Here is a 26,476-nt window from a genome sequence, read left to right on the forward strand (position 1 = left end):
GGCCTGTCTTACAGGCTTTTCTTTAAAGGTTAAATAACTGAAAATTAAGAACAATAATCTTTGAAAGAGGTGGGGCATACACATAACAAAAAAGGGATTGTTTAAGAAAGGGGGATAAGAAATGGTTTTGTTTGGTTATCCACTTGAAACAATTTATTTATACGGATTTATTGTTGCTACTATACTCACTGTGATTTATATCTTTTTTGGAGATATATTTGAATCCATATTTAGTTTTGGAGGCGGATCGGTATCCGTTGTTACTTTATTACTTAGTTTTTTCGCTATGTTATGTGGACTTAGTTATATAGGAGAATATTTATTTTCCTTTAATAGTATTCTTATTTTCGTGGCTGCATTTGCTATATCCTTTATTGGTGTATTCATAATGAAAATATTAATTTTAAAGCCGATTGCAGAGGCAGAACAAAATACTGTGCAACGTATGGATGAATTCATTGGTTGCAAGGGAGAAGTCATTACGACAATTCCTACAGAAGGATTTGGTGAAGTATTAATTTCCTCCCAATTTGGAAGTAATGCAATTCCAGCTAAAACAATTGGGAAAAAAGATATTTCACAAGGAACTGAGGTTATTATCGAGGGAGTCCAAGATGGTGTTTTACTTGTACAAAACATCGCTTATTCTTTAAAAAAACCAAAATTATAAGGGGGAATTCACATGACGATTCCATTAATTATTGGCGGAGTGTTACTCGCAATTTTAATTCTACTCATTTTAGTATTCATTACGAAGTATCGAACAGTTGGACCAGATGAAGCGTTAATTGTTACAGGGAACTGGCTTGGTGGCGGAAAAAATGTAGTTACCACTGATGATGGAAAGAAGATTAAGATTATTCGCGGTGGCGGTACATTCGTAGTTCCAATTATGCAACGAGCAGAGCCTTTAAGCCTATTAAACTACAAGTTAGAAGTGGGTACACGTGATACGTATACGAAGCAAGGTGTTCCAGTTACAGTAAATGGTGTTTCTATTATTAAAGTAGGTTCTACAATTGAAGAAGTATCTACAGCAGCTGAGCAATATTTAGGAAAAGAAACAGAAGAGTTAAAAGTAGAAGCAAAAGAAGTTTTAGAAGGTCATTTACGTGCGATTTTATCTTCTATGACAGTAGAAGATGCGTATAGTAATAGAGAGCAATTTGCTCAAAAAGTACATGAAGTAGCTTCTACTGATTTAAAGAAAATGGGTCTTCGCATCGTTTCCTTTACAATTAAAGAAATTATGGATAAGAATGGTTACTTAGATGCACTTGGTCAGCCGCAAATTGCGACAGTTAAGCGTGATGCAACAATTGCGAATGCAGAGCGTGAAAAAGAAGCTCGTATTGAAAAGGCTCGTGCTGAGAAAGAAGCAAAAGAAGCTGAATATCAGCGTGATGCTCAAATCGCTGAAGCTGAAAAACATAAAGAATTAAAAGTACAATCTTATAAGAGAGAGCAAGAACAAGCTCGAGCAGACGCGGATCTTTCTTACGAATTACAACAAGCGAAAGCACAACAAGGTGTTACAGAAGAACAAATGCGCGTTAAAATCATTGAGCGTGAGAAACAAATTGAATTAGAAGAAAAAGAGATTGCGCGTCGTGAAAAGCAATACGATGCAGAAGTAAAGAAAAAAGCAGATGCAGATCGCTATGCTGTTGAGCAATCAGCAGAAGCAGAAAAAGTAAAACAAATTAAAAAGGCAGATGCGGATCAATATAAGATTGAAGCGGAAGCGAGAGCTCGTGCAGAAGAAGTACGTGTAGAAGGTTTAGCGAAGGCAGAAATCGAAAAAGCGCAAGGTCAAGCAAAAGCAGAAGTACAAAAAGCGCAAGGTACAGCAGAAGCAGATGTTATTAGGTTAAAAGGTTTAGCAGAAGCAGAAGCGAAGCAAAAAATTGCAGAGGCATTTGAGTTATATGGCCAAGCGGCAATTATGGATATGGTTCTTAAGATGCTTCCAAGTTATGCGAAGGAAGTTGCAAGCCCACTTAGCAACATTGATAAAATTACAGTTGTTGATACAGGCGGCGGTGGTAAAAATAGCGGCGCCGGAAAAGTTGCAGGTTATGCGACTGATTTAATGGCAACGATGCAAGAAACGTTAAAAGCATCTTCTGGCATTGATTTAAAAGAGTTATTAGAAGGATTTGCTGGAAAAGGAGCAGTACAGCAATTATCAAGCGATAAACCTGTTGTATCTGTAGTAGAAGATGAGCAAAAGGAAGTAGAAAAAGAGAAAGAATAGTAAAGCGGGAGGGACCTCTAGTAAGTGCGATGCTAGAGGTTCTTCTGTGGATTATAATATTTCGAATAATATACATTTTTATATATTGTTTTAATTATTTAATTTATATAGAATGAAAAAGGTATGTATTAACTCTTTAATAGAAAAAGAGACAAAGAGTTAATACAATTAATCGTGTAATTCATATAAATAAATTAAATGTGAGATAATTACATTTAAAACGGTATGGAGGGGTAGAAATATGTTTCAAGGGAAATTAAGGAGTAGTAGTCTAAAAGCAAAGTTACTTGTATCATTTGTTATCATTTTAATTCTTCCAAGTATTGTAATTGGTTGGACGTCTTATCAGCAAGCGAAAACAAACTTTAATGAAACGATTTCACAAACGGCGAAAGATAATATAAAAATTTTGGATAATGTAATTAATAAAGAATTGGATAGTAAAAAAGTAGATGCAGTTTATTTTACGAAATTATTTACACAATCAAGTTACCAAACGGATCAAATACAAAATATCCAAAATAAACTAGAAGAATATAATAAGTTACATCCAGAACTGGAAGCCATCTACACTGGATCGAGCAATGGGCAGTTTATTCAATCACCGTCTATTCAAATGCCAGAAGGATATAATCCTACAGAAAGAGATTGGTATAAAGAGGCAGTGAAAAAAAGTGGAGAAGTAATTATTACATCTCCATATAAATCAAAAACGACAGGAAATATTGTTATTACAATAGCAAAACAAAATGAGGATAAGAGCGGTGTTCTCGGTATTGATTTAATTATTAATGATATCGTAAACACTTCAAAGATGGTTAATATCGGTAAAAAGGGATATGTAGCAATTTTTGATCAAGATAAAAATGTGGTAGCACATCCAACGATGAAGCCAGGAGATAAGATAGAAGAGAAGCTTGAAAAAGAGTTGTACAAACAAGAAACAGGTGATTTTAATTTCACATTAGATGGTGAAGAGCGTCATATCACTTTTAAAACAAATAAGATAACTGGATGGAAGTTAGCAGGAATTATGCCTGCAAAAGAAATTATTGAAGCAGCTGAACCTATTTTCTATAAAACGATAACTGTTATTGGTATTTCATTAATAATTGGCGGGATTTTAATTTACTTCATTATTGCTTCGATTATCAATCCGTTAAAACAACTTGTTACATCATCGAAAAAAATTAGTGAAGGGGATTTAACAGAATCCATTACAGTTCATTCTAAAGATGAAATTGGACAGCTAGGAGAAAGCTTTAACGAGATGGCAGCCTCACTACAGAAGGTCATTTCCAATATAAATACTTCAGCAAGTCATGTAGCGGCATCTTCAGAAGAATTAACAGCTAGTATGAAGCAGACAAGTGAAGCGACGGAACAAATTACACAAGCAATAGAGCAAGTATCGAGCGGAGCGGAAATACAAACGAAAGAAGTTGAAGAAGGCGCAACATTATTAGAAGAAGTTACAGAAGGAATTCAGCGTGTTGCAGATAGTTCTTCATTAGTATCCACAGCATCTATGTATACGAAGAAAAAGGCTGAAGATGGTGGGAAGTTAGTTGAACAAACTGTGAATCAAATGCAATTGATCCATGAGTCTGTTTCACAATCAGATAAAGCGATTGTTTTATTAGATGATAAGTCGAAACAAATTGGAGCAATCCTTGAGGTGATTCAACATATTGCAGAGCAGACAAATTTATTAGCATTAAATGCTGCAATTGAGGCTGCGAGAGCTGGAGAACAAGGAAGAGGATTTGCCATTGTAGCAGATGAAGTGCGAAAGTTAGCAGAACAATCAGGACAGTCTTCTACGGAAATTGGAAAACTAGTAAAAGAGATACAATTTGACATAAAAGAAACGGTAAGTTCTATGAAGCAAGTTGGAACAGAAGTACAATCAGGACTTGTAGTTGCAAATGAAACGAAGCAAAGCTTTGCTGAAATATTGAAATCTACAGATGATACAGTTGTACAAATTGATAATATGGTAGAAGTAGCGAAACAAATGACAGTAGATGCAAAACAAGTTAGTGCATCTATTAATGAAATTGCAGCTACGATTGAAGAAAATGCAGCAAGCGTTCAAAATATTGCAGGCTCTTCAGAAGAACAATTAGCTTCAGTAGATGAAATCAGTGCAGCGGCAGTTCATTTATCGCAAATGGCAGAAGAATTACAAGAGATGATTAGTAAGTTTAAAGTGTAATAACAAATGTTAAGAAACGAGGTAATAATTTTACTTCGTTTCTTTTTTTATGAAGAGAAAAAGAAAGAAATATAGAGTAACCGTGTTATGATTTAAGTATAATTAAAAAGACTGTATATTCTTTAAATTCTACTTTTAATCATGTTAGGGGAATGGTTTTGAAATTGAAAAAATTAAAACTACAACCGAGAATTACTTTAACAATTAGTACACTTATTTTAGTTGTACTTCTGTTAACAAGCTATTTATTCTATTACATATTGTCTGAAACAGTAGAAGAGCAAATTGGGAAACGTGCTTTGCATGTTGCGAAAACCGTTGCTGCTATACCTGAAATAAAAGAAGCTTTTCAAAAAGAAAACCCAGCTTCTATCATTCAGCCAATCGCAGAGAAAATTCGAATTGATACAGATGCTGATTTTATTGTAGTTGGAAACAAAGAGGGGATTCGATATGCGCATCCAGAGCGAGATAAAATAGGAGAAGCAATGATTGGTGGAGATAATGAAGGGGTTCTATTAGAAGGGAAATCTTATGTTTCGAGAGCAACTGGATCATTAGGCCCTTCATTACGCGGGAAAGTTCCAATCCGTAATCAGGAAAATGAAATTATAGGTGTAGTGTCTGTTGGATTTTCAATGGATGATATTCATGGAGCAGTAGAAGTATATGGAAAGCGTGTATTTTGGATTACAATAATAGGTCTTTTAATCGGGGTAATTGGTTCTATATATTTAGCGGGAAGTATAAAAAGAATGATGTTTGGGATGGAGCCAGAAGAAATTTCATCTTTATATGAAGAGCATAGTACAGTGATTCAATCTGTACGGGAAGGAATTATTGTTATTGATCAACATGGCATGATTAGTTTAGTCAATCAAGCAGCTTACGATATTCTTTCGCTAGATGAACAACGAAATATTATTGGAGAATTTATTTTAAATATAATTCCTAATTCAACGATATTAGATGTACTTCAAACTGGTGAAGAACAGTTTGATCGTCAATTAAATATAAAAGGGCAGGCTGTTATTGCGAATCGTCTACCTATTAAAGTAAAGAATAGAGTAACGGGTGTTGTATCGAGCTTACGTTTGAAATCTGAAATGGATCAGTTAACAGCAGAGTTATCTCAGACGAAGCAATATACAGAGGCATTACGAGCGCAAACACATGAATATAACAACTTATTGTATACGCTTTCAGGACTTATTCAGTTAGAATCATATGAAGATGCTTTAGAGCTAATTCATAAGGAAACAGCGATATATCAAGATTTTGTCCAATTCATTATGAAACGAATTCAAAATCCATGGTTAGGTGGAATTTTGATTGGATTCTATAATAGAGCAAGAGAGTTGAAGATTGATTTTATGCTAGATCGTGAAAGTAGCTTAGAAAAATTAAGCCCGCATATTGAGAGTAATTATGTCGTTTCTATTTTAGGGAATTTAATTACGAATGCATTTGAAGCAATTGAAGGAAATGAAGAGAATGATAAGAAGGTAAGAATGTTTGTAACTGATATCGGAGAAGAAATAGTAATTGAAGTGGAAGATTCAGGACAAGGGATTCATGATGAAGTCATTACTAGCATATTCTATAAAGGCTTCTCGACGAAAGAGGGCGGGAAGCGAGGATATGGGTTAGCAAAAGTGAAAGAGTTAGTAGAAGATTTAAATGGAAGTATTGCAATCGAAAAAGGGGATTTAGGTGGCGCATTATTTATTATCGCATTACCAAAAGAGAGAGGCGAATTGTAATGGGTGAGGAGATTGAAGTATTGATTGTGGAGGATGATATTCGAATTGCGGATATTCATCGTCGTTTTACTGAAAAGGTTGAGGGGTTTAAAGTAATTGGAACAGCAACGACTGGGGAACAAGCGAAAGAATGGTTAGATCTTGTGAAACCACAGCTCGTTTTATTAGACGTGTACTTACCTGATATGCAAGGTACGGAACTTGTTACGTATATTAGGCATAATTTACATGATACAGATATTATTATGATTACAGCTGCATCGGAAACAGATGTAGTGAGGCATGCTTTACGAGGTGGAGTAACAGATTATATCGTAAAGCCACTTATGTTTGATCGATTTAAGGCAAGTTTGGAAAATTACCAAAAAAAGCTTGTACAGTTAAAGAAAAATAATCCGTTATCTATAGAACAAATTGAACATTTATGGTCTCAAAGAGGCGTAAAGGGAAATGAAATAGAATATGCTCCGAAAGGTATAGACCCCTTAACTTTAGCAAAAATAAAAAAGCATATGTTAACAGTGAATGAAGAAGGAATTACAGCAGAAATGTTAAGTGCGATGGTAGGAGTAAGTAGGTCGACAGCGAGGCGTTATTTAGAGTATTTAATATCAGGAAAGAAAGTACATGCGGAACTTACATATGGGAGCGTTGGGAGACCAGAAAGAAGGTATTTTCTTGTTCCTTCATAATAAAAAAACAGTAGAGGCTATGTGCCCCCTACTGTTTTTTTGTCTTATATTGGAATAATCCCAATTACAATTCCAGTAATCAACATCACCATTGTCGTTCCAACTGCCCATAATAAAGTGAAGCGTTGATGTTCACCAAAATCCACTTTGGCCATTCCGACTAATAAATAAGTGGATGCGACAAGAGGACTTAATAAGTGAACAGGTTGCCCGAGTAATGAAGCGCGTCCCATTTCAGCTGCACTAATTCCGTAAGCAGCGGCAGCTTTCGTTAAAATAGGTAATACGCCGAAGTAAAAAGCATCGTTGGACATGAAAAATGTGAACGGCATACTAAGAAGTGCCGTAATAATTGGCAACTGTGGTCCAAGAGCATCTGGTATAAGAGTGACTACACTTTGAGCCATTGCATCTACCATTTTCGTTCCTGATAAAATACCAGTGAAAATTCCAGCGGCAAATACGAGAGAAACAACCGCTAATACATTTCCTGCGTGAGAAGCAATACGTTCTTTCTGTTGTTCTAAGTTCGGATAGTTAAGCATAACAGCAATAGCGAAAGCAATTGTAAATAAAACAGGTAACGGCATAACTTCTAGTATGAGACAGACAAGTAAAGTAGCGGTTAATAAAAAGTTAATCCATAGAAGTTTAGGGCGCTTATGAACAGCAGATTCCACTGTGGCAGCTTGCTCATCCATCGTTTGCATTTGTTTTAAATGTTGTACATCCATAATTCCTAAACGTTTTCTTTCTTTTTTGCCAAGATAGTAAGCAACGAAAATGACCCAAATGGCACCAGCGATCATTCCTGGTATAAGTGGTGTAAAGAGCTCTGATGCGTCTAGTCCAAGAGCACTCATAACCCGAGCTGTCGGTCCGCCCCACGGTGTAAGATTTGTAATTCCTGCCCCTAACATAACAACCCCAGCTAATATAAGTGGATTCATTCCAAGGCGTTTATATAGTGGGTACATTGCGGAAACAGTAATCATATACGTTGTTGTTCCATCTCCATCTAATGAAACGATAATCGTAAGAATCGCTGTACCAACAACAATTTTTAAAGGGTCTCCTTTTACAAATTTCAAAATCCGACTAATGACAGGATCGAATAAACCGCTATCAATCATAATTCCAAAATACAAAATAGCGAACATAAGCATAATACCAGTAGGTGCTAGTTTTTGAATTCCTTCTAACATCATAGGTCCCATATTTGCATAAAAACCACCAATTAATGCGAAAGTAATTGGAATTAATATTAATGCGACTAGTGCAGACATACGTTTCGTCATAATTAAAAACATAAAGACAAATACCATCGCAAATCCAAGTAGTGCTAACATGTAATCTCCCCCTCAAAAAATGATTGCGCTTTCAAAACGGAATGAAAATTCAGAAAAAAGGTTTTTTGTTTATCATAAAAGTATCCATCCAAATGGTAAATAATTTGAAAAATAACATCATTAGAAGCATAATTTTTATTTTGGTCATTTTGTTCACGGTAGTTAATTTGAATTTTTAAAAAGTAAGCTGCTCTCCGTAAGAATGGTAGAATAAGATGAAAATATTGAAGTGTGAAATAGGGAGTAGGTTTTATATGAAAACAAGAATGGAAGAGATTTGTAGTTCTTATGAAGGAAAAGTAGAAGAGATTTTTGTTAATGAATCTTCTTACGTATATGAGTGGGAAAAATTAATGATGATCCGAAAAACTAACGGTGAGCTTGAAAAGGTTGCGGTCGGTATCAGTGGAAATATAAGATTAGTAAATGTAGTTGTTGGACAGCAAATTCATACAGATACATTATTAGTTAAGTTAGAAGATGATTTATTAATTACAGGTTGTGAATGATGAGGGATGTGTAGATATGACTACACATCTTTTTTATTCCATATATTACAAAAGACACATCATTTTTTCACAAATCGCACACAAGTTTTTGATATGCTCCTAGTGGAAGATACGGTTAGGGAGGAAATGAAAATGAGAACAAAGTATGTGATGCTTGCTATATGCTTATTTTTTGTCTTTACAATTGTAGGATGTGGTAAGAAACAAGCAGAGGCAGTAGCAATCGATGAGAAACATGATAAGTGTGATATTTGTCAAATTGGGGTAATGGATAATCAATTTGCAACAGAAATCATTTTAGAAAATGGAAAAGCGTTAAAGTTTGATGATATTGGTTGTATGTATAAATGGATGGAGATTAATCCGGGCGAAAAGACAAAAGAAAAATTTGTTCGAGATTATGATTCGAAAGATTGGGTTTCGTTAGAAGACGCTACTTATGTATATGATAAAACAATTACAACACCAATGGCTTATAACGTCATTTCATTTAAAAACAAACAAGATGCAAAGAACTTTGTATCTAACTATAAGGGGAAAGTTCTTTCATATAAAGAGCTAGCAGAGCATAAATGGGAAATGAATAAAGAAATGATGGGGAATCCGAAAAAGGGAAATCACGGTGGACATCATTAATACTAGAAAAAGACAACNNGTTGTCTTTTTCTAGTATTATTCAGGTGCAAATATAGAAAAGGTGTAAAATTTTTAGAAGAACGGTTACAATGGAATATAGTAACCTAAAGCAATCATTTATGTACTTTTTAGAAATGTATACAAATGCGGTAAAATCGTGCTAAACTAATTGCTTCGCTAATATAAGTTGAGAAACTTAGGTATAAGTTTAGATAATCCGATTAAAGAAGGAATATAAAGGGCTTATGGATAAATGTACTCAAGAAGAGTTATTGTATGTGATGGAGGAATGGTTAAGAAAACATTATCTTTCATAGGAGCTGTAGTTGTGAGAAAACAAAAAATTTTATTATGTATGTTATTAGGACTTTTAATGACGGTAGTGGCTTGCGATAAGCAAGAGAAGCCAGAATCGAAACCGGTTCATGTGAAAAACGAAAAGAAAAAAGAACAGCATAAAGAACAGGAAGAATCTAAAGAAGAAAAAAGTATAAATTTAATGGACAAACAGTTACTACTTTCTGCGACCCTTGGAGACACAGAAACAGCTATGAAGCTGATTCAAGATGGAGCGAATATAAACGTAGAAGGTGACAACGGAGAAACACCTATCCTTGCAGCAACGTATCAAAATCATGTAGAGACAGTTAAAGCATTAATTGGTGCAGGTGCTAATATTGAAAGTAAAGATGAGAAACAAAGTAACCCATTTCTTTATGCAAGTAGAGAAGGATATACAGACATTGTAAAGCTACTAATTAATGCAGGAGTTAATACGAAAGAAACGACTAAATCAGGTGGAACAGCACTCATTTCTGCATCTGAACGTGGCCATGTAGAGGTCGTAAAAGAATTGTTAGAGCATACAGATATTGATGTGAATTATAAAAATGCTCGTGGTGGAACAGCTTTAGTAGAAGCAATCGTATTAGGAAATGGTAGTGAAAATCATAAGAAAGTAATTCAAATGCTTATTGACCACGGGGCAGATGTAAATATGGCCAATAAGGAAAATATTACGCCACTGCAATATGCTGAAAAAAGAGGTTTTAAAGATATTGCAAATATGTTGAGGGTAGCTGGAGCGAATGAAGTAGTACAGCAACAACCGCAACCGGTAGAATAACAAGTATGAAATAATCCCATTTAGATAGACAGAATGAAGAAGTCATTTCGTATGATGGATTCAGTAATGTGTATGTAAATGGGGTTTTTGTTTTGGAAAAAATTATTTGAAGAGGGGGATAGATACACAGTAAACAAGAAGGAGAAAACAATTTAAGCAGAAATTTTACTTGTTTATAACCAACTAGGAATAATAAAGTATGTAAATGAACATGGAAATAAGAAAGCCGTATCCAAAAGGATACGGCTTTTTTTAGGAGATAAGGGATCAAAAAAATGAAGAAGTCTTATCTCTTTTATATGAGTAAAGGGTCTAGAATGAATCTTGTCCTTTTCATTATTTGTTTAACTCCATTGCAACTTGTTTGCCATTTACGAAAACCTCTGCCACTGCTACCATAACTTCCATCACTTTTTTCATATCTCATCTCTCCTTGTTTTTTGTTTCATTTCTTACTTTTAGTATAAGGAAATATAGCAATCGCAACTATCGAATTGGATGACAAGAGACTTACATTGTTGTAAGGATAATCGTTTTATTTGTAATAAATGTGATTTCGGATTTGGGTTCAGAAATTTCTGCCGTTTTGAACTATAATTAGAAAGAGAGTGGCTTAGAAAGAAGGGGATAATATGAAAAGAATTCTTGTTATTAGTGATATTCATGGAGAGATAGAAAAGTTCGAACAGTTATTGGAAGAAGCTCAATACGATGCAAAACAGGATCAACTAATTTTACTAGGAGATTATGTAGATCGTGGTCCAAATGCGCGTGCTGTAATTGAAAGGGTAAAAGAATTGAAAGAAGAGGGGGCCTTCGTTTTAAAGGGCAATCATGAAGATATGATGATTAAGGCGTTAACTACAAATGAAGAACGTTCATGGAACCATTGGGTAAAAAGAAACGGTGGAGATAAGACTTTATACAGCTATGGATTTGTAGAAGAAGATATTGTAGTTAATGAGGAAGACTTCCAAAAACCGATTTTACAATCGCATGTTTTAGAAGAACATGTAAAGTTTATTCAAGAATTAGATCATTACATTGAAACAGAAAAGTATATATTTGTACATGCTGGTGTTGAGCCATTGAAACGAGTTTCTGAATGTGAACCATATACGTTAATGTGGATCCGTAATGAGTTTCATAATGGATATAGCGGTGAAAAGGTTGTTGTATTTGGTCATACGGAAACAAAAACGCTTCACGGTAGTGAGAATTGCGGCGTGTATTTTGGTAGTAATCGAATTATTGGAATTGATGGCGGTGCTGTATATGGCGGCCAGCTAAATTGTTTAGAATTGCCGAGTAAAAAGGTGTACGTAATAAAAAGTTGAAAGAGATAAGGAGAATCTTATTTCTTTCAACTTTTTATTAAGCAAAATTTAAGGAAGAGTTTTTATAATAAGTCTTTCAAATTTTATATCAAAAAAACGTTAAAATGTAATTATAAATAGAATCGAACAATATGGTGGAAGGTGAGAATATGCGCTTACTCGTAGTAGAAGATAATGCTTCGTTATTAGAGTCTATCGTACAAATTTTGCGTGATGAATTTGAAGTGGATACAGCGTTAAATGGAGAAGATGGGTTGTTTTTAGCACTACAAAACATTTATGATGCAATTTTGCTTGATGTGATGATGCCAGAGATGGATGGATTTGAAGTGATTCAAAAAATACGTGATGAAAAGATTGAAACACCAGTCCTGTTTTTAACAGCGAGAGATTCTTTAGAAGATCGGGTGAAGGGATTGGATTTTGGTGGAGATGACTATATCGTTAAGCCGTTTCAGGCTCCAGAATTAAAAGCAAGAATTCGTGCTTTGTTACGAAGAAGTGGTAGTCTAACAACAAAGCAGACCATTCGCTATAAAGGGATTGAATTGTTCGGAAAAGATAAAGATGTTCAAGTAGATGGACAACGTATGAAGTTAACATTAAAACAATATGAGCTTCTAGAGTACCTTGTTCAAAATAGCGGAAAGATTTTAATGCGTGAACAAATTTTTGATCGCGTCTGGGGATTTGATTCAGATACAACAGTAGCGATTGTAGAAGTGTATGTACATCATTTACGTAAAAAATTAGAGCCATTTGGTTATCAGAAAGATATTCAAACTGTTCGTGGTATTGGATATATATTGAAAGAACAATGAAAAAGGGAAGTATGTTTCAGAAGACGCGTATTCGATTGACTATATTGAATTCATTAGTATTTATCATTTTGATAGGCGTATTAGGTAGTATCATTTATTCGTACACATATAAGCGTATTTATAGTGGAGTAAATGAATCGATAGAAAAAGCCGTTCAGCATAGAAAGAATGCAGAGGATAAAAAACTCCCTAAAAAAATTAGGGGATATCCTCCAATTGGGGACCCGAGGATAATAGAGTTAACTTGGATGGGAAACACAGTGGAGATAGGTATTGAAAATGGCAAACGCCGTTTTATCTTTGAAGACAATTTGGAAAAGTTTTCGTCAAAGAAATTAGGAACTTTGCAAGATATAGAAGTGCAAGGGCAATATTTTAGAACGTTTGCATTTCAAAAAGATACAAAAATAGTTCAAATTGTAAGGGATATAACAGCTGAAAAAGAAATGTTACATACTTTATTTTTAATTCTTGTGGTAGGTTGTAGCGTAGGAAGTTTATGTGCAATAGGAATTGGCTTTTTCTTAGCTGGCAGGGCACTCGTACCCATTCAAAATTCATGGGAGAAACAGCAGCAGTTCGTTTCGGATGCATCACATGAATTAAGGACACCACTTGCGGTTATTCAATCCAAAACGGATGTGTTATTTCAGTCACCATCTGCGACAATAGAAGAAAAAGCGATGGATATTTCTACGATTTCCAAGGAGTGTAGACGGTTATCTAAGCTTGTAGCTAATTTATTATTGTTAGCACGTTCAGATTCTAATCAAATTGAAATGGATAAGAAAACATTTGAAATGGATGCATTGCTAGAAGAAATAGTAGATCCATATAAGGAAATTGCTTCTTATCAAGAAAAAGCGATGATATTGCAAGTAGAACATAACATATCATTTATGGGTGATAGAGAACGAATCCATCAAATGATGGTCATATTGTTAGATAATGCGATGAAGTATACGAATGAAGGTGGTCATATTCAAATCGATTGTACGCAAACGAACAGTTCAATTCGTATACGAGTGAAAGATGATGGGATAGGAGTGAAAGATGAGGACATCCCTAAACTATTTAATCGTTTTTATCAAGGAGATAAAGCAAGAAGTGCGTCAGAAGGAGCGGGATTAGGTCTTTCAATCGCAAATTGGATTGTAGAAAAGCATTATGGAAAAATATTAGTAGAGAGCAAATGGGGAGAGGGCACTTGTTTTGAAGTGATTCTTCCGAAAAACCAAAGGATATAAGTGAGAAGACGATCTTGTTTTACAAGGTCGTCTTTTTTTAAGGGAAAGTTAAGAAACTATTTATAACATGTATGATATACAGAAAGTTCGCCCTATGAAGAAGCGATTATAAAAAGGTATTTGAGCAGATTATATCGATCATAACGTTATTTTGATTATGTATAGGGAATGATGGAAAAGAACGTGTAAGAGGGAGGAGTTAATTTTGAAAAAGAAAATGATGACGGTATTCACTATTGGAGTAATGAGTTTAAGTATATTAGGGGGGGCCTCTCCTTCTGAAACATCAACAGGAAAGACAGATTACGAGCAGCGCAGCAAAGAACAATTAAACAATGGGAAGATACATGCGGTGCATACAGAAGAAAAGGCGGAGAATCTAGGGATTGAAACGGAAGGGAAAGAACAAATTACGCTAGAAAAAGAAATCCATGAAACAGAAGTAGGAAGGGAAGCAGAACAGTTAGGAATTTCGATTGAAGGAAAAGACGTTGGAACTCTTTCAGAAGAAATCTATGAAACAAAAATAAAGCAAGAAGCGTTAAAGTTAGGCATATCTATAGAGAATACAACGATTGTAAATTTAATTAATCAAATTAATACGATTAAAATTAACGATGAAGCGGATAAATTAGGTATTTCGACAAATGGAAAAGAAATAGAGGACATTGAGGAAGAAATCTATGGAACGAAAGTAAGAGAGGAAGCAGGGAAGTTAGGCATTTCCCAAAAAGGAAAAGAGATAGAAATGTTAGCACAAGAAGTGTATGAACAAAAAGTGCAGGAAGAAGCAAAAAAATATCATATTGATTTGTATGGTAAAGATATATATCAAGTATTAAAAGAAATTAATGAACAAAAAGTATTACAAATGGCAGATGAGCTTAATATGGATAAAACGAATATGAACGTTCAAGAATTAGCCGAAAAAATAAAAAAAGATCAGCCTGAAAAAGGAAAAGAACTAAATTTTGTACCGGTGATTCGCACGGATGCTGACGCGTTTTATTCGTATTTAACGAACTAAAAAGGGCGTGAGAGTGATACGGAGATGGAAGTGGTATATATGTATGGCTTTACTAGCCATAGTAGTATGGAAAGTATATACAAATGGAATTACAAAGTATGTGGAGAAATTAACATTCTTCAATATACAAAGTGTAAAACAAGTAGAGTTTAATCGTGATGAAAAGATCATCTTATCAAATGTACCTTTCATTCAGCAATTACCAGAGCTAGATAGAGGCTGTGAAGTGACGAGCTTAGCGATGATGTTACAATACGCAGGTATTACAGTGGATAAGATGAAATTAGCAAATGAAATAAAGAAAGTTGATTTTATGAATGATGGTGTACGTGGGAATCCGAATGAAGGATTCGTAGGAAATATTTATACCTTTTCTGAATCTGGATATGGTGTATATCACGGACCACTTTTTCAATTAGCGAAAAAGTATTTACCTAATAAAGCTGTGGATTTAACAGGGAAGAGTATAGAAGAACTTTATAAGAGTGTAAAGACTGGACAACCGGTAGTTATGATTACAAATGCAACATTTGCACCATTAGATGAAGATGAATTTACTACATGGGAAACAAATAGTGGAGATGTTTCTATTACGTATAATGAACATTGTGTAGTACTTGTTGGATATGATAAGGAATTTGTATATATTCGAGATCCTCTAAGTGATAATTTAGATGTAAAAGTACCGAGAGAAAGTTTTGAACAGGCATGGGTGCAAATGGGGAGTCAGGCGATTAGTTATGTGAAAAGCTCTAAATGAATTAGTAAGGAAATAGATGTAAGGAATTGTAAGATTTCTGTTAAAAAATAAGAGAACTTCGGCTTATTATATGGGCTGAAGTTCTCTTATTTTTTATGATTAAATCTTTAGAAGTAGTGAATATGTAAAAATGCATAATTGACAAAAAAATTACATGTTATCATTATATATTGTTTTATATATGTTGATTGTATAAAATTACACAAGTATTCACATTACATAAAGGAGGCTTATTATGCAAAAAATATTTAACTGGGTTAAATGCATGAGTATCAAGAAAAAATTAATCATTTCATTTTTTCTTATTTTAACTATACCAGGACTTATTATCGGTGGTGTTTCATATCAAACTGCCAAAACAAATTTTGAACAACAAATCACAGGTAAAGCAAAGGAAAATATTTCGATTTTAAATACTGTTATTTCTCAAAATATAGAAGAGAAATTTGTTGATGCAGCATACTTTGCGGACATCTTAACAGAGGATACATATCCAAACGGACAAGAAGAAATAGTAAGAACGAAATTAGCGCAATATATAAAACTTCATCCAGAAGTAGAAGGTATTTACATTGGAACGCAGACGGGAAAGTTTATAAGAGAACCATTTATCCAAATGGCTGATGGGCATAATCCAACAGATAGATCTTGGTATAAAGAGGCGCATGAAAATAAAGGAAAAGTAATTGTTACTGCACCATATCAATCAGCATCTACCAAAAATATGGTAGTGACAATTGCTAAAGAAGTAAAAGATGGTAAAGGTGTTATAGGAATTAACTTAAATTTAGATAACATCTTAAAAATTTCCAAAATGATTAACATTGGTGAAAAAGGTTATGCAGTTATTTTAGATCAAAATAAGCAAATTGTTAGTCATCCATCTAGAAAACCAGGTGCAAAAGTTACTGATCCTTGGATTAAACCAATTTATGAAGATAAACAAGGAAATGTGTCTTATACAGAACAAGGTGATAAAAAGAATTTAATCTTTGTAACAAATGAGAAAACAGGATGGAAAGTAGTTGGAGTTATGTTCGACGAAGAAATTACCCAAGCTGCGAATCCAGTATTTTATAAGACTTTTATTGTCATAGCTATCGCTATAGTATTTGGTAGTGTATTAATTTATTTCATTACAAATTCTATTACAAGACCATTAAGAAAAATAGCTGACTCGGCACATAAAATTAGTAAGGGAGATTTGACAGAGAAAATTACAATCCATTCCAAGGATGACATAGGGAAATTAGGAGATTCCTTCAATGAAATGTCTGCCTCTTTACAAGATGTGATTACTCAAATTAGTTTTTCTGCAGAACATGTCGCTGCATCGGCTGAAGAGTTAACAGCGAGCGTACAGCAAGCAAATGATGCGACAGATCAAATCACAATTGCAATGGAACAAGTATCAGGTGGGGCTGAATCACAAAGTCAAGGTGTTGAAGAAGGTGCGGCTACATTACAACAAGTAAATACAGCAATTCAAGATGTAAATGGAAGCGCTGAATCAATTTCTACCTCTTCATTACGTGCGAAAGAAAGAGCTGAAGAAGGAGAAGAATTGGTTGAACAAACAGCAAAACAAATGCAGTCTATTTCTAGATCGGTATCCGAGTCAGATGCTATTATTAAACTTCTTGATGAGAAATCAAAGCAGGTAGGAGCTATTTCTGAAGCAATTCAAAACATCGCTACTCAAACGAACTTATTAGCTTTAAATGCAGCTATTGAAGCAGCAAGAGCAGGTGAACAGGGCCGAGGGTTTGCTATTGTAGCAGATGAGGTTAGAAAATTAGCGGAGCAGTCAGGAGAATCATCTGGAGAGATTGCAAATTTAATTGCAGAAATTAAGGCTGATATTGAACATACAGTTAAGGCGATGGATAATGTGAATGGGGAAGTTCAACAAGGTCTTGATGTTGTAACAAAAACGAAAGTGAGTTTTACGGAAATTTTAAGTTCTACTACACATATTGTTTCTCAAGTGAATCAAATGGTAGAAACAACGAAGAGAATTGCTGGAGATGCAAATGAAGTGACAAATGCTATTGATGAAATCGCAGCAGCTGCAGAAGAAAATACAGCTAGTATGCAAAGTGTTGCTGCTTCAACAGAAGAACAAATGAATTCAATGGAAGAAATTAGTTCAGCTTCGCAAAATTTAGCTGAGATGGCTGAAGAACTACAAGCGATGACTAGTAAATTTAAAGTATAATAACAGCAGATAAGTAAGGTGAAAATAATATCACCTTACTTATTTTTCTATTCAGTAATTAGGGGAGTCATTAACGGGATGAAAAAAAGAAAAAGACTATGGAATTTATGGAAAACGATTACATTGTTAGTTTGTACAGTTGTAATTTTTTCTTTACTTGTGACAGATATATTAATTAGTCATAATGTAGAACGGACGACGGAGGATAGCCAAGCAGAGAAAGCAAAAACAATTGCACACATTGTGGCGAATGATTCGATTGTAATCGATGGTTTGACTGGGAAAGCAGATACTTCTGCAATCCAAACGTATACAAATAGAATATTAAAAAACACAGGTGTTCAATTTATTGTAGTTATGGACATGAATGGAATAAGAAAATCACATCCAAATCCTCAAAAAATAGGTCATCATTTTATTGGAGGAGATGAAGGGCCTGCATTGAAAGGAAAGGAACATGTATCGCTGGCAGAAGGAACTTTAGGTATTTCAATGCGAGTATTTGTACCTGTATTTTCTGAAACGGGTGAACAACTTGGAGCGGTGGCCGTTGGTATTTCAGCAGATAATGTAAAAGAGAGAGTTAAGGAAAGTAGACATATTATTTATATTGGAGTTGGAGTTGGAGTACTAGTCGGAATTATAGGAGCAATATTACTAGCTAGACATATAAAGAAAAGTTTATTTGGTCTTGAACCTCACAGGATAGCGAAAATTCTTGAAGAAAGAAATACGATGCTACAATCTGTAAAGGAAGGTATTATTGCTGTAGATAAAGAGGCCAATGTGACTTTAATAAATAATGAGGCAAAACGATTGTTTAAGAAAAGTGGTCTTGAAGAAGACTTTATTGGTAAAGATGTTGAGTTGTATATGCCTAATTCACGTATAAAAGAAGTATTACAAACGGGAGAGGTACAATTAAACGAAGAACAAAATATTTATGGAATTACGATTGTGACGAATCGTGTTCCTTTATATGTAAAAGGAGAAATAGTTGGTGCGATTGCAACATTTCGTGATAAAACAGAGATTAGAAAGTTAGCAGAAGAATTAACTGGTATTAGACTATATGCGGAAGCATTACGGGCACAATCGCATGAATTTATGAATAAAATGCATGTCGTATTAGGGCTTACACACATGAAGCAGTATGAAGAATTACAGAAGTATATAAGCGGTATGGTATCAGAGCATCAATATGAAATTGGTGGGGTTATGGAAAGAATAAAAAGTCCAGTATTTGCTGGTTTTTTACTTGGGAAACTTAGCTATGCTAGAGAGAAAAATATAAAATTAATTATAAGTGAAGACTCTTACATGCCGGAAATAGATGATGAAAGTATTATTCATGAACTAATTACGATTGTCGGAAATTTAATTGATAATGCATTAGAGGCAGTGACGAATTGTGAAAAGAAGCAAGTTGAACTTGAGATACAATATGGTGATACATTAATCATTACAGTACAAGATACGGGGAAAGGTATACCAGAAGAAGAAATAGGGGCATTATTTACGAAAGGTTATTCCACAAAGGGAGATAACCGTGGTTATGGTTTGTATCTTGTAAAAGAAAGTATACAGCGAATAAATGGGGAAATTCATATGCATTCATTAGTAGAAAAGGGAACAACGATAACAATTGAAATACCTAAAGGTAGGGATGAGAGGAAAATATGATTAAAGTTTTAATTGTAGAAGATGACCCGATGGTAGCAATGTTAAATACGCATTATTTAGAGCAAGTAGGAGGATTCGAACTTATTCAAGCAGTTAACTCCGTAAAATCGGCGATAGAAGTATTAGAGGGATCACGAGTAGATTTAGTATTACTTGATATTTTTATGCCTGAAGAGACTGGATTTGAGCTTTTAATGTATATTCGGAACCAAGAAAAAGAAATCGATATTATGATGATTTCAGCTGTACATGATATGGGGAGTATTAAAAAAGCATTACAATATGGCGTAGTAGATTATTTAATTAAACCATTTACATTTGAACGATTTAAAAAGGCGTTAACTATATATCGAGAAAAACTTACTTTCATGAAAGAACAACAAAAAATTAGTCAATCGGAATTAGATTCGTTAATTTTGCCAAAAGAAAAAAGAGAGCCTACTGTCACTAAAGAGCTTCCGAAAGGATTAACGAAGCAAACGATGCAATTAATTTGGCAGAAGATTGAGTCGCTGAATGGACGAGCATTTACAACAGAGGAAATGGCGCAATTAGTTGGTGTTTCAAGGGTTTCTATACGAAAGTATGTAATGTTTTTAACTGAAATTGGAGTATTAGAAAACGAAATGGTGTATCAACATGTAGGAAGACCAGTGAGTAAATTAAGATGTATTAACCAAAATAAAATAGAGTTTTACGTATAAGCGACTTATTATAAGTCGCTTATACTTTTTTTAATTACAAAATCAATTACAAAACTTACAAAAACTATTTTTACTATTGAAAGCGTTTTAATATTGTTATTAAGAAAACAAGGGGGTGCCATATGGGAATTCAAAAGGATATGGAAGCGGTATCATTTCCTGGAGGAAATGACGTACAAAGAGAATCTTTCGCTTCTAAAATTATGAATGTGAAAATCGGTGTTATACCTTTACCGTTATATGTAGTATTGGCTGCTATTATTTATGGGGCATCTGTATATAATAAATTACCAGCAGATATGATTGGTGGATTTGCGGTGATTATGATCATGGGGATTTTCTTAGGCGACATTGGGATGAGAGTTCCAATTTTAAAAAATATCGGTGGTCCAGCAATACTTTCGTTATTTATTCCATCATTACTTGTATTTTTTAACTGGATGAATCCAGCTTCAATGGAAGCTGCGACTATGTTAATGAAAAAATCGAACTTTTTATATTTATATATTTCTTGTTTAGTAGTCGGAAGTATTTTAGGAATGAATCGTAAAGTGTTAGTACAAGGTTTCGTTCGTATGTTTATACCTTTAGTAGTAGGGACGTTAGCTTCGGTAGCAGTAGGATTATTGGTCGGTTCACTATTTGGATTTGAAATGAAGCAAACATTCTTCTTTATCATCGTACCAATTGTGAGTGGTGGTATAGGGGAAGGGATTTTACCATTGTCGCTAGCTTATAGTGATATTTTAAATGAATCATCAGCAACATTTGTATCACAGCTTATTCCAGCGGCTATTATTGGAAATATGTTCGCAATCGTGAGTGCAGGATATATGAAGCGTTTAGGTGAGAAGAAACCAGAGCTTAGTGGTAACGGTGTATTAGTGAAAACAGACAATCAAGCCGAGTTATTAAAAGAACAAAATACAGAAAAGCCAATTGACTTCTCATTAATGGGAGCAGGTTTATTAATTGCGTGTACGTTCTTCATCTTCGGAGGATTTGCTTCTAAGTTCATCGGTATTCCTGGGGCAATCATTATGATCTTCTCGGCAGCAATTGTAAAATATTTTAAATTAATGCCAGCAAAAATGGAGCAAGGTGCATTCCACCTATATAAATTCATTTCGAAGAATTTAACTTGGCCGTTAATGGTTGGACTGGGATTGCTATATATTCCGCTAAAAGATGTAGCAGCAGTTCTTTCAGTAGGATATGTTGTTGTGTGCGCATCAGTTGTTCTTACAATGGTAGCATCAGGTTTTCTTGTAGGGAAAGTGATGAAAATGTATCCAGTTGAATCAGCAATTGTAACGGGATGTCATAGTGGTTTAGGTGGAACTGGAGATGTTGCTATTTTATCAGCTTCAAATCGTATGGAATTAATGCCATTTGCACAAATTTCAACACGTTTAGGCGGGGCAGCAATGGTTGTAACAGCGACAATTTTATTAAAAATGTTTTCATGATCAAACAAGCTAGCTATATTCATATAGCTAGCTTGTCAAATTAAGGGGAGATTATAAGTATGTTAACAAAGCAAATTAATGAAAGATCATTGTTACTGCATAAAGAATTAGTAGGGAAAATTGAAATTACAAGTAAAGTAGAAGTGAATTCAGCGGATGATTTAAGCCTGACATATACACCAGGTGTAGCGGAGTCTTGCAAAGCAATTGCGGCGGATGAAGAAACCGTGTATGACTATACAGCACGCGGTAATATGGTGGCAGTTGTCTCAGATGGAACAGCGGTACTCGGTTTAGGGAATATTGGACCGAAAGCAGCTATGCCTGTTATGGAAGGGAAGAGTATTTTATTTAAGAAATTTGCGAATGTAGATGCTTTCCCGTTATGTTTAGGTACAACTGATGTGGATGAAATCGTTACCCTTGTAAAAAATTTAGAGCCTACATTTGCAGGGATCAATTTAGAAGATATTGCAGCACCACGTTGTTTTGAAATTGAAAAACGATTAAAAGAAGAAACGAATATTCCTGTATTTCATGATGATCAACATGGAACAGCTATTGTCGTTTTAGCAGCTGTTATTAATGCATTAAAGGTTGTTAGCAAACAAATGGATAATGTAAAAATCGTTATTAACGGTGCGGGTTCGGCAGGAATTGCAATTGGGAAACTATTATTAAAAGCTGGTGCAAAGCACATTACGTTAGTTAGCTTAGAAGGTATTGTTTGTGAAGGTGAAACATGGATGAACGCAGCGCAAATTGAAGTTTCAAAACAGACAAATCGAGAACATGTGCGTGGAACGTTGAAAGAAGCAATTCACCAAGCTGATATTTTTATTGGCGTATCTGCTCCTAACGTATTAACGAAAGAACTTGTACAGACGATGAATGAGAAAGCAATTGTGTTTGCAATGGCGAATCCAATTCCAGAAATCTTCCCTGAGGATGCATTAGCGGCTGGGGCAGCTGTAGTAGGAACTGGGCGCTCGGATTATGCGAATCAAGTAAATAATGTATTGGCGTTTCCCGGAATATTCCGCGGTGCGTTAGATGTGCGCGCGACTGATATTACAGAAGAGATGAAATTAGCGGCAGCATATGGGATCGCTAACATCATTACGGACGAAGAACGTAATGCGAATTATGTAATCCCGAATCCGTTAGATAAAAGAGTTGTTCCAAGTGTTGCGGAAGCTGTAGCGAAAGCAGCTATTGATTCGGGTGTGGCGCAAATTATGAAAATACCAAGTTATTAGTAGCTAAAAGCAGTGCCTAAAGAGGCACTGCTTTTTTGAGATAAGAAATCAAAATAATGAAGGAGTTTAAAATTATTTATTTTTGTTTCTTCACTATTTATTTAATTCCATTGCAACTTGTTTACCATTTACTAAAACCTCAGTTACTGCTACGATCACTTCTATCATTTTTTTCATCTCTCATCTCTCCTTTTGTCATTTCTTACTTTAAGTATAAGAGAAGAGAGGTACTTAAACTATCGAAGTATATGACTTAGAAATTACATTGTTGTAAGAAAGTGTTTTAGTTTTGTCACTTTACTCAGCAGTAATTACAAACTGATCATAATATTTTTCATTCACATAAATATTTAATACCCATAATCCAGATGAAGGTAGTGACATAGTGAGAGGAAGTTCGCTTGTAGTAGAATCAATTGTATTTGAAGTAGTCCAAGTTGGTTTGGAAGTTTCTTGTTGAAAGAGTACGGGTGTTGGAGTTACTGATCCTTGCTTTAGTGCAATAATAGATAATTTTCCAGTTGGCATTTCAGGATCTAAAAAGTACCACATCATTTCGCTTTTTTCATTTGCGATAATAGGGCTATCAGCCATTGCGATTTTGTCTTCGATACCTCTTAAAGGTATTTTTTCTTGTATGAAGGAGGGTGTTTCTTCCCAATTTACATCTTTTAAAACGCTAAGGTGAAAGAAGGAAGGTGCATTAACTTGAGTGGATGACGTTGCGATAGTTTCTTTTTTAGGTGCTTCTGAATCAGGCTGCACTTGTGTGCATCCAGCGATGAGAAAGGAGAAAAGTAGCATAGTTCCAATTTTTTTCATGGTGTCACACTCCTAATTTTTATTGTTAGTGTAATTGTATTTGCTAGAAAGTCGGACAATTCCTTTAAAACGTCAAAAGAGGTCGTAAGTTTTGTACGACCTCTTTTGACATTTTCTATATTTGTTCAGTTGAAAAAGTAGGTTCATTCTCTTTTTGTGGCATCGTTAAGAAAATAACAGAAAGAACGATACATAAGCCACCTAATAATTGATAGGCTCCAAAGGATTCATTTAGCCAAGCGATTGAAACGATGGCAGCTACAAGTGGTTCAATACTAGATAAAATGCTTGTTTCTGTTGCTGCTAAATATTTCAGACTACCGATATAAAGGAGGAAAGAAAGAGTGCCACTTATGATAATAAGAATAAGCATAGAAAAAGTTTTTGGTGTAAAATTTTGTGCAAGCTGATTCCATCCAAACGAGCGATTACAAATAAGCAGAGTGATGCCACCGATTAGCATCCCCCAGCCAATTACTACAGTTGTTCCGCATTCTTTAATAAGAGGGGCTGGATGAAGGGTATAAAATGCAAATCCAATTGCTGTTAATAGGCCAAAAATAATGGCTTCTTTCGATAAAACAATATTTTCAATGGACCCATTTGTAATAATAAAGTATGTTCCAGTTAGTGCCGTTATAATTGCGAGCAGTTGCATAGCCGCTGGGAATTTTTTTTGTCCAAATGCGACATAAATGGTAATAAGAACAGGACCTAGAAATTGAAATAATGTCGCTGTGACTGCGTTACTAATATGAACCGTTTCAATAAAGGCGTATTGCGCACCGAGCATGCCGAGAATAGAGAAAATAATAAGTTGTATAGAATATCTAGGGTGTTTCCAAATTTGAAATATGTTTTGTTTCTTTATAAGTAAGAAAGACAAAATAAATATTCCTGCAAGCAATAAGCGAATTGTTAAAAAACCAACTGATGATACGTTAGTATGTTGAAATAGCCACTGAATCATCGGGCCAGATAATCCCCATAATGTAGCTCCTGTAATAATCATAATGAGCCCAATCTGTCTACTATTGTTCATGATCATGCATCTCCTCTCGAGTATTTGATTTTTTATGTGTGACATGATAAAAGGAATTATATATAACTTCTGGTACTGTAAAAAGTATCAGATTTCAGTTTTATTAAGGGGTCAGATATTATGTTAGAATTAACGCCTAATTTAAATGTGAATAGTAAAAGAGCATTGTACGTGCAATTGTATGAGTATATAAAAAAAGAGATTAAAGATGGAACGATTCCGGCTTTAACAAAATTACCTGCAAAAAGAAAGCTGGCGAGCTATTTACAAGTGAGTAAGAATACAGTAGAAGCGGCTTACGAGCAATTACTTGCAGAAGGTTATATTGAGTCGGCATCGAGAAAAGGTTATTTTGTATGTAAAGTTGAACAAATGATTTATGTAGAAGGAAGTGAAGCGAAAGTAGAAGAGGTTCCGTTTAGGGAGGAAAACTATAAATTTGATTTCACCCAAACAGGAGTTGATACGCATACTTTTCCGTTCACTATGTACCGCAAGCTTATAAATGATGTATGGCAGCCACATAATAATGAATTGCTTTTTCTTGGACATCCTCAAGGGGAATTGAGCTTGAGGGAGGAAATTGCCAACTATTTGTATGAATCTAGAGGTGTGCGTTGTTCAGCTAGCCAAATTGTATTAGGGGCGGGAACACAAATATTAGTGAAGTTACTTTTTCAATTGTTGAAGGGAAGTAATTATGCAGTTGAAAACCCAGGTTATCATAGGAAAATGGTCGTTTTTGAACAAGGAGAAAAAAAGGTTCAAATGTTGTCTTTAGATAGGGACGGAATTTGTATGGCAGATTTAGAAAATAGCACTGCAAATGTTGTATTTGTTACACCTTCTCATCAGTTTCCATATGGAATGATTATGCCTATTACGAGAAGGACGCAGCTTTTACAATGGGCAAAGAAAGCAGAAGATAGATATATTATTGAAGATGATTACGATAGTGAATTTCGCTATTCAGGAAAGCCAATTCCGGCACTACAAGGATTAGATACAGATGGGAAAGTTATTTATATGGGGACGCTATCAAAAGCTTTGTTACCCTCATTACGGATGAGCTATATCGTATTACCGAAGAATTTAATTGAAAGATATCAAAAGGAATATTTGTTTTATACGCAAAGTGTTTCGAGAATGGACCAAGAAGTGATTAGAAAGTTTTTAAATGAAGGCTATTGGGAAAAACATATTCATAAAATGCGTGTCGTCTACCGAAAAAAGAGGGATCGACTTGTCTTTGAAATAGAAAAGTATTTCTCTAATCGTGTTGAAGTGATAGGAGAAGATTCGGGATTGCACATTTTATTACAAGTGCATAATGGAATGCGAGAAGAGGAACTCATTCAAGAAGCTGCAAAATATAGTATTAAAGTATATCCTGTTTCTACGTACTATAAAGACGGTACTGCACCTGAAAATGTCGTTTTACTTGGGTTTGCGATCTTATCAGAAGAAGAAATTGCGAAAGCGATTCAACTATTAAATACAGCGTGGTTTAGAAAAAAGTAAAAAAACATCCTCATAC

Annotated in this window: 22 protein-coding genes and 1 pseudogene; 20 read left to right on the top strand and 3 right to left on the bottom strand. The window is 34.7% G+C overall.

Annotated elements, in window-relative coordinates; translation table 11 throughout:
- Positions 1-121 precede the first annotated feature (121 nt).
- The 6 genes and pseudogenes from COL05_RS11345 to COL05_RS11365 all read left to right on the top strand — a co-directional run bounded on the left by COL05_RS11345 (position 122) and on the right by COL05_RS11365 (position 6,930).
- On the top strand, positions 122-670 hold the full coding sequence (locus COL05_RS11345) for an NfeD family protein (protein WP_098668675.1): 549 nt from the start codon (positions 122-124) through the stop codon (positions 668-670).
- Between the two features lie 12 nt (positions 671-682).
- The gene (locus COL05_RS11350) at positions 683-2,257 is read left to right on the top strand and encodes a flotillin lipid rafts scaffold protein FloT (protein ID WP_098668676.1); all 1,575 of its coding nucleotides are present in this window, start codon (positions 683-685) and stop codon (positions 2,255-2,257) included.
- A gap of 241 nt (positions 2,258-2,498) precedes the next feature.
- Positions 2,499-3,533: pseudogene (locus tag COL05_RS32305) on the top strand (HAMP domain-containing protein); the annotation flags it as partial.
- Positions 3,534-3,614: 81 nt separating this feature from the next.
- Positions 3,615-4,475, top strand: coding sequence for a methyl-accepting chemotaxis protein (locus COL05_RS32310; RefSeq protein WP_373605316.1), 861 nt, complete (start codon positions 3,615-3,617; stop codon positions 4,473-4,475).
- A gap of 152 nt (positions 4,476-4,627) precedes the next feature.
- Entirely contained in the window at positions 4,628-6,238 is a 1,611-nt protein-coding gene (locus tag COL05_RS11360) for an ATP-binding protein (protein ID WP_098668678.1), read from the top strand.
- The gene (locus COL05_RS11365) at positions 6,238-6,930 is read left to right on the top strand and encodes a response regulator (RefSeq protein ID WP_098668679.1); all 693 of its coding nucleotides are present in this window, start codon (positions 6,238-6,240) and stop codon (positions 6,928-6,930) included. The genes COL05_RS11360 and COL05_RS11365 overlap by 1 nt, the downstream gene beginning before the upstream one ends.
- Before the next feature lie 44 nt (positions 6,931-6,974).
- Here COL05_RS11365 and COL05_RS11370 read toward each other — a convergent pair whose 3' ends face one another.
- Positions 6,975-8,279 carry a CitMHS family transporter gene (locus COL05_RS11370; protein WP_098668680.1) on the bottom strand — a complete coding sequence of 435 codons (1,305 nt, stop codon included), beginning with the start codon at positions 8,277-8,279 and terminating at the stop codon, positions 6,975-6,977.
- Positions 8,280-8,533: 254 nt separating this feature from the next.
- Between COL05_RS11370 and COL05_RS11375 the strand changes: the two genes are divergently transcribed.
- The 13 genes from COL05_RS11375 to COL05_RS11440 all read left to right on the top strand — a co-directional run bounded on the left by COL05_RS11375 (position 8,534) and on the right by COL05_RS11440 (position 23,075).
- Positions 8,534-8,788, top strand: a complete 255-nt coding sequence (locus COL05_RS11375; protein WP_098668681.1) for a hypothetical protein — start codon at positions 8,534-8,536, stop codon at positions 8,786-8,788.
- Positions 8,789-8,920: 132 nt separating this feature from the next.
- Entirely contained in the window at positions 8,921-9,424 is a 504-nt protein-coding gene (locus COL05_RS11380; protein ID WP_098668682.1) for a nitrous oxide reductase accessory protein NosL, read from the top strand.
- Between the two features lie 253 nt (positions 9,425-9,677).
- Positions 9,678-10,550, top strand: coding sequence for an ankyrin repeat domain-containing protein (locus COL05_RS11390; protein ID WP_142337438.1), 873 nt, complete (start codon positions 9,678-9,680; stop codon positions 10,548-10,550).
- 632 nt (positions 10,551-11,182) lie between these two features.
- Positions 11,183-11,887: a metallophosphoesterase family protein gene (locus COL05_RS11395; protein WP_087997460.1), complete on the top strand. Its 705-nt coding sequence runs from the start codon at positions 11,183-11,185 to the stop codon at positions 11,885-11,887.
- Positions 11,888-12,036: 149 nt separating this feature from the next.
- Positions 12,037-12,708, top strand: a complete 672-nt coding sequence (locus tag COL05_RS11400; RefSeq protein WP_098668683.1) for a response regulator transcription factor — start codon at positions 12,037-12,039, stop codon at positions 12,706-12,708.
- Positions 12,709-12,719: 11 nt separating this feature from the next.
- Positions 12,720-13,955 (top strand): sensor histidine kinase, encoded by a 1,236-nt coding sequence (locus tag COL05_RS11405; RefSeq protein ID WP_306475311.1) that lies wholly within the window; start codon positions 12,720-12,722, stop codon positions 13,953-13,955.
- Between the two features lie 205 nt (positions 13,956-14,160).
- A complete protein-coding gene (locus COL05_RS11410; RefSeq protein WP_098668685.1) occupies positions 14,161-14,982 on the top strand; it encodes a transporter in 822 nt (273 codons plus the stop codon).
- Between the two features lie 13 nt (positions 14,983-14,995).
- Positions 14,996-15,742, top strand: a complete 747-nt coding sequence (locus COL05_RS11415) for a C39 family peptidase (RefSeq protein ID WP_142337439.1) — start codon at positions 14,996-14,998, stop codon at positions 15,740-15,742.
- A gap of 235 nt (positions 15,743-15,977) precedes the next feature.
- Positions 15,978-17,960, top strand: coding sequence for a methyl-accepting chemotaxis protein (locus COL05_RS11420; RefSeq protein WP_098668687.1), 1,983 nt, complete (start codon positions 15,978-15,980; stop codon positions 17,958-17,960).
- A gap of 78 nt (positions 17,961-18,038) precedes the next feature.
- On the top strand, positions 18,039-19,643 hold the full coding sequence (locus COL05_RS11425) for a sensor histidine kinase (RefSeq protein ID WP_098668688.1): 1,605 nt from the start codon (positions 18,039-18,041) through the stop codon (positions 19,641-19,643).
- On the top strand, positions 19,640-20,347 hold the full coding sequence (locus tag COL05_RS11430; protein ID WP_098668689.1) for a response regulator: 708 nt from the start codon (positions 19,640-19,642) through the stop codon (positions 20,345-20,347). The genes COL05_RS11425 and COL05_RS11430 overlap by 4 nt, the downstream gene beginning before the upstream one ends.
- A gap of 122 nt (positions 20,348-20,469) precedes the next feature.
- A complete protein-coding gene (locus COL05_RS11435) occupies positions 20,470-21,816 on the top strand; it encodes a 2-hydroxycarboxylate transporter family protein (protein WP_098668690.1) in 1,347 nt (448 codons plus the stop codon).
- A gap of 59 nt (positions 21,817-21,875) precedes the next feature.
- Positions 21,876-23,075 (top strand): NAD(P)-dependent malic enzyme, encoded by a 1,200-nt coding sequence (locus tag COL05_RS11440; RefSeq protein ID WP_098668691.1) that lies wholly within the window; start codon positions 21,876-21,878, stop codon positions 23,073-23,075.
- Positions 23,076-23,372: 297 nt separating this feature from the next.
- On the opposite strand, the gene COL05_RS11445 is transcribed toward COL05_RS11440, so the two are convergent.
- Together COL05_RS11445 and COL05_RS11450 are read right to left on the bottom strand one after the other, a co-directional pair.
- Positions 23,373-23,897: a DUF4871 domain-containing protein gene (locus COL05_RS11445; protein WP_098668692.1), complete on the bottom strand. Its 525-nt coding sequence runs from the start codon at positions 23,895-23,897 to the stop codon at positions 23,373-23,375.
- Between the two features lie 115 nt (positions 23,898-24,012).
- The gene (locus COL05_RS11450; RefSeq protein ID WP_098668693.1) at positions 24,013-24,939 is read right to left on the bottom strand and encodes a DMT family transporter; all 927 of its coding nucleotides are present in this window, start codon (positions 24,937-24,939) and stop codon (positions 24,013-24,015) included.
- Between the two features lie 120 nt (positions 24,940-25,059).
- On the opposite strand from COL05_RS11450, the gene pdxR reads away from it, so the two are divergent.
- Positions 25,060-26,460 carry a MocR-like pyridoxine biosynthesis transcription factor PdxR gene (gene pdxR, locus COL05_RS11455; RefSeq protein WP_098668694.1) on the top strand — a complete coding sequence of 467 codons (1,401 nt, stop codon included), beginning with the start codon at positions 25,060-25,062 and terminating at the stop codon, positions 26,458-26,460.
- The last annotated feature ends 16 nt before the right edge of the window (positions 26,461-26,476 follow it).

Origin of the sequence: Bacillus sp. AFS059628 (assembly GCF_002571225.1) — a bacterium.
Classification (GTDB): domain Bacteria; phylum Bacillota; class Bacilli; order Bacillales; family Bacillaceae_G; genus Bacillus_A.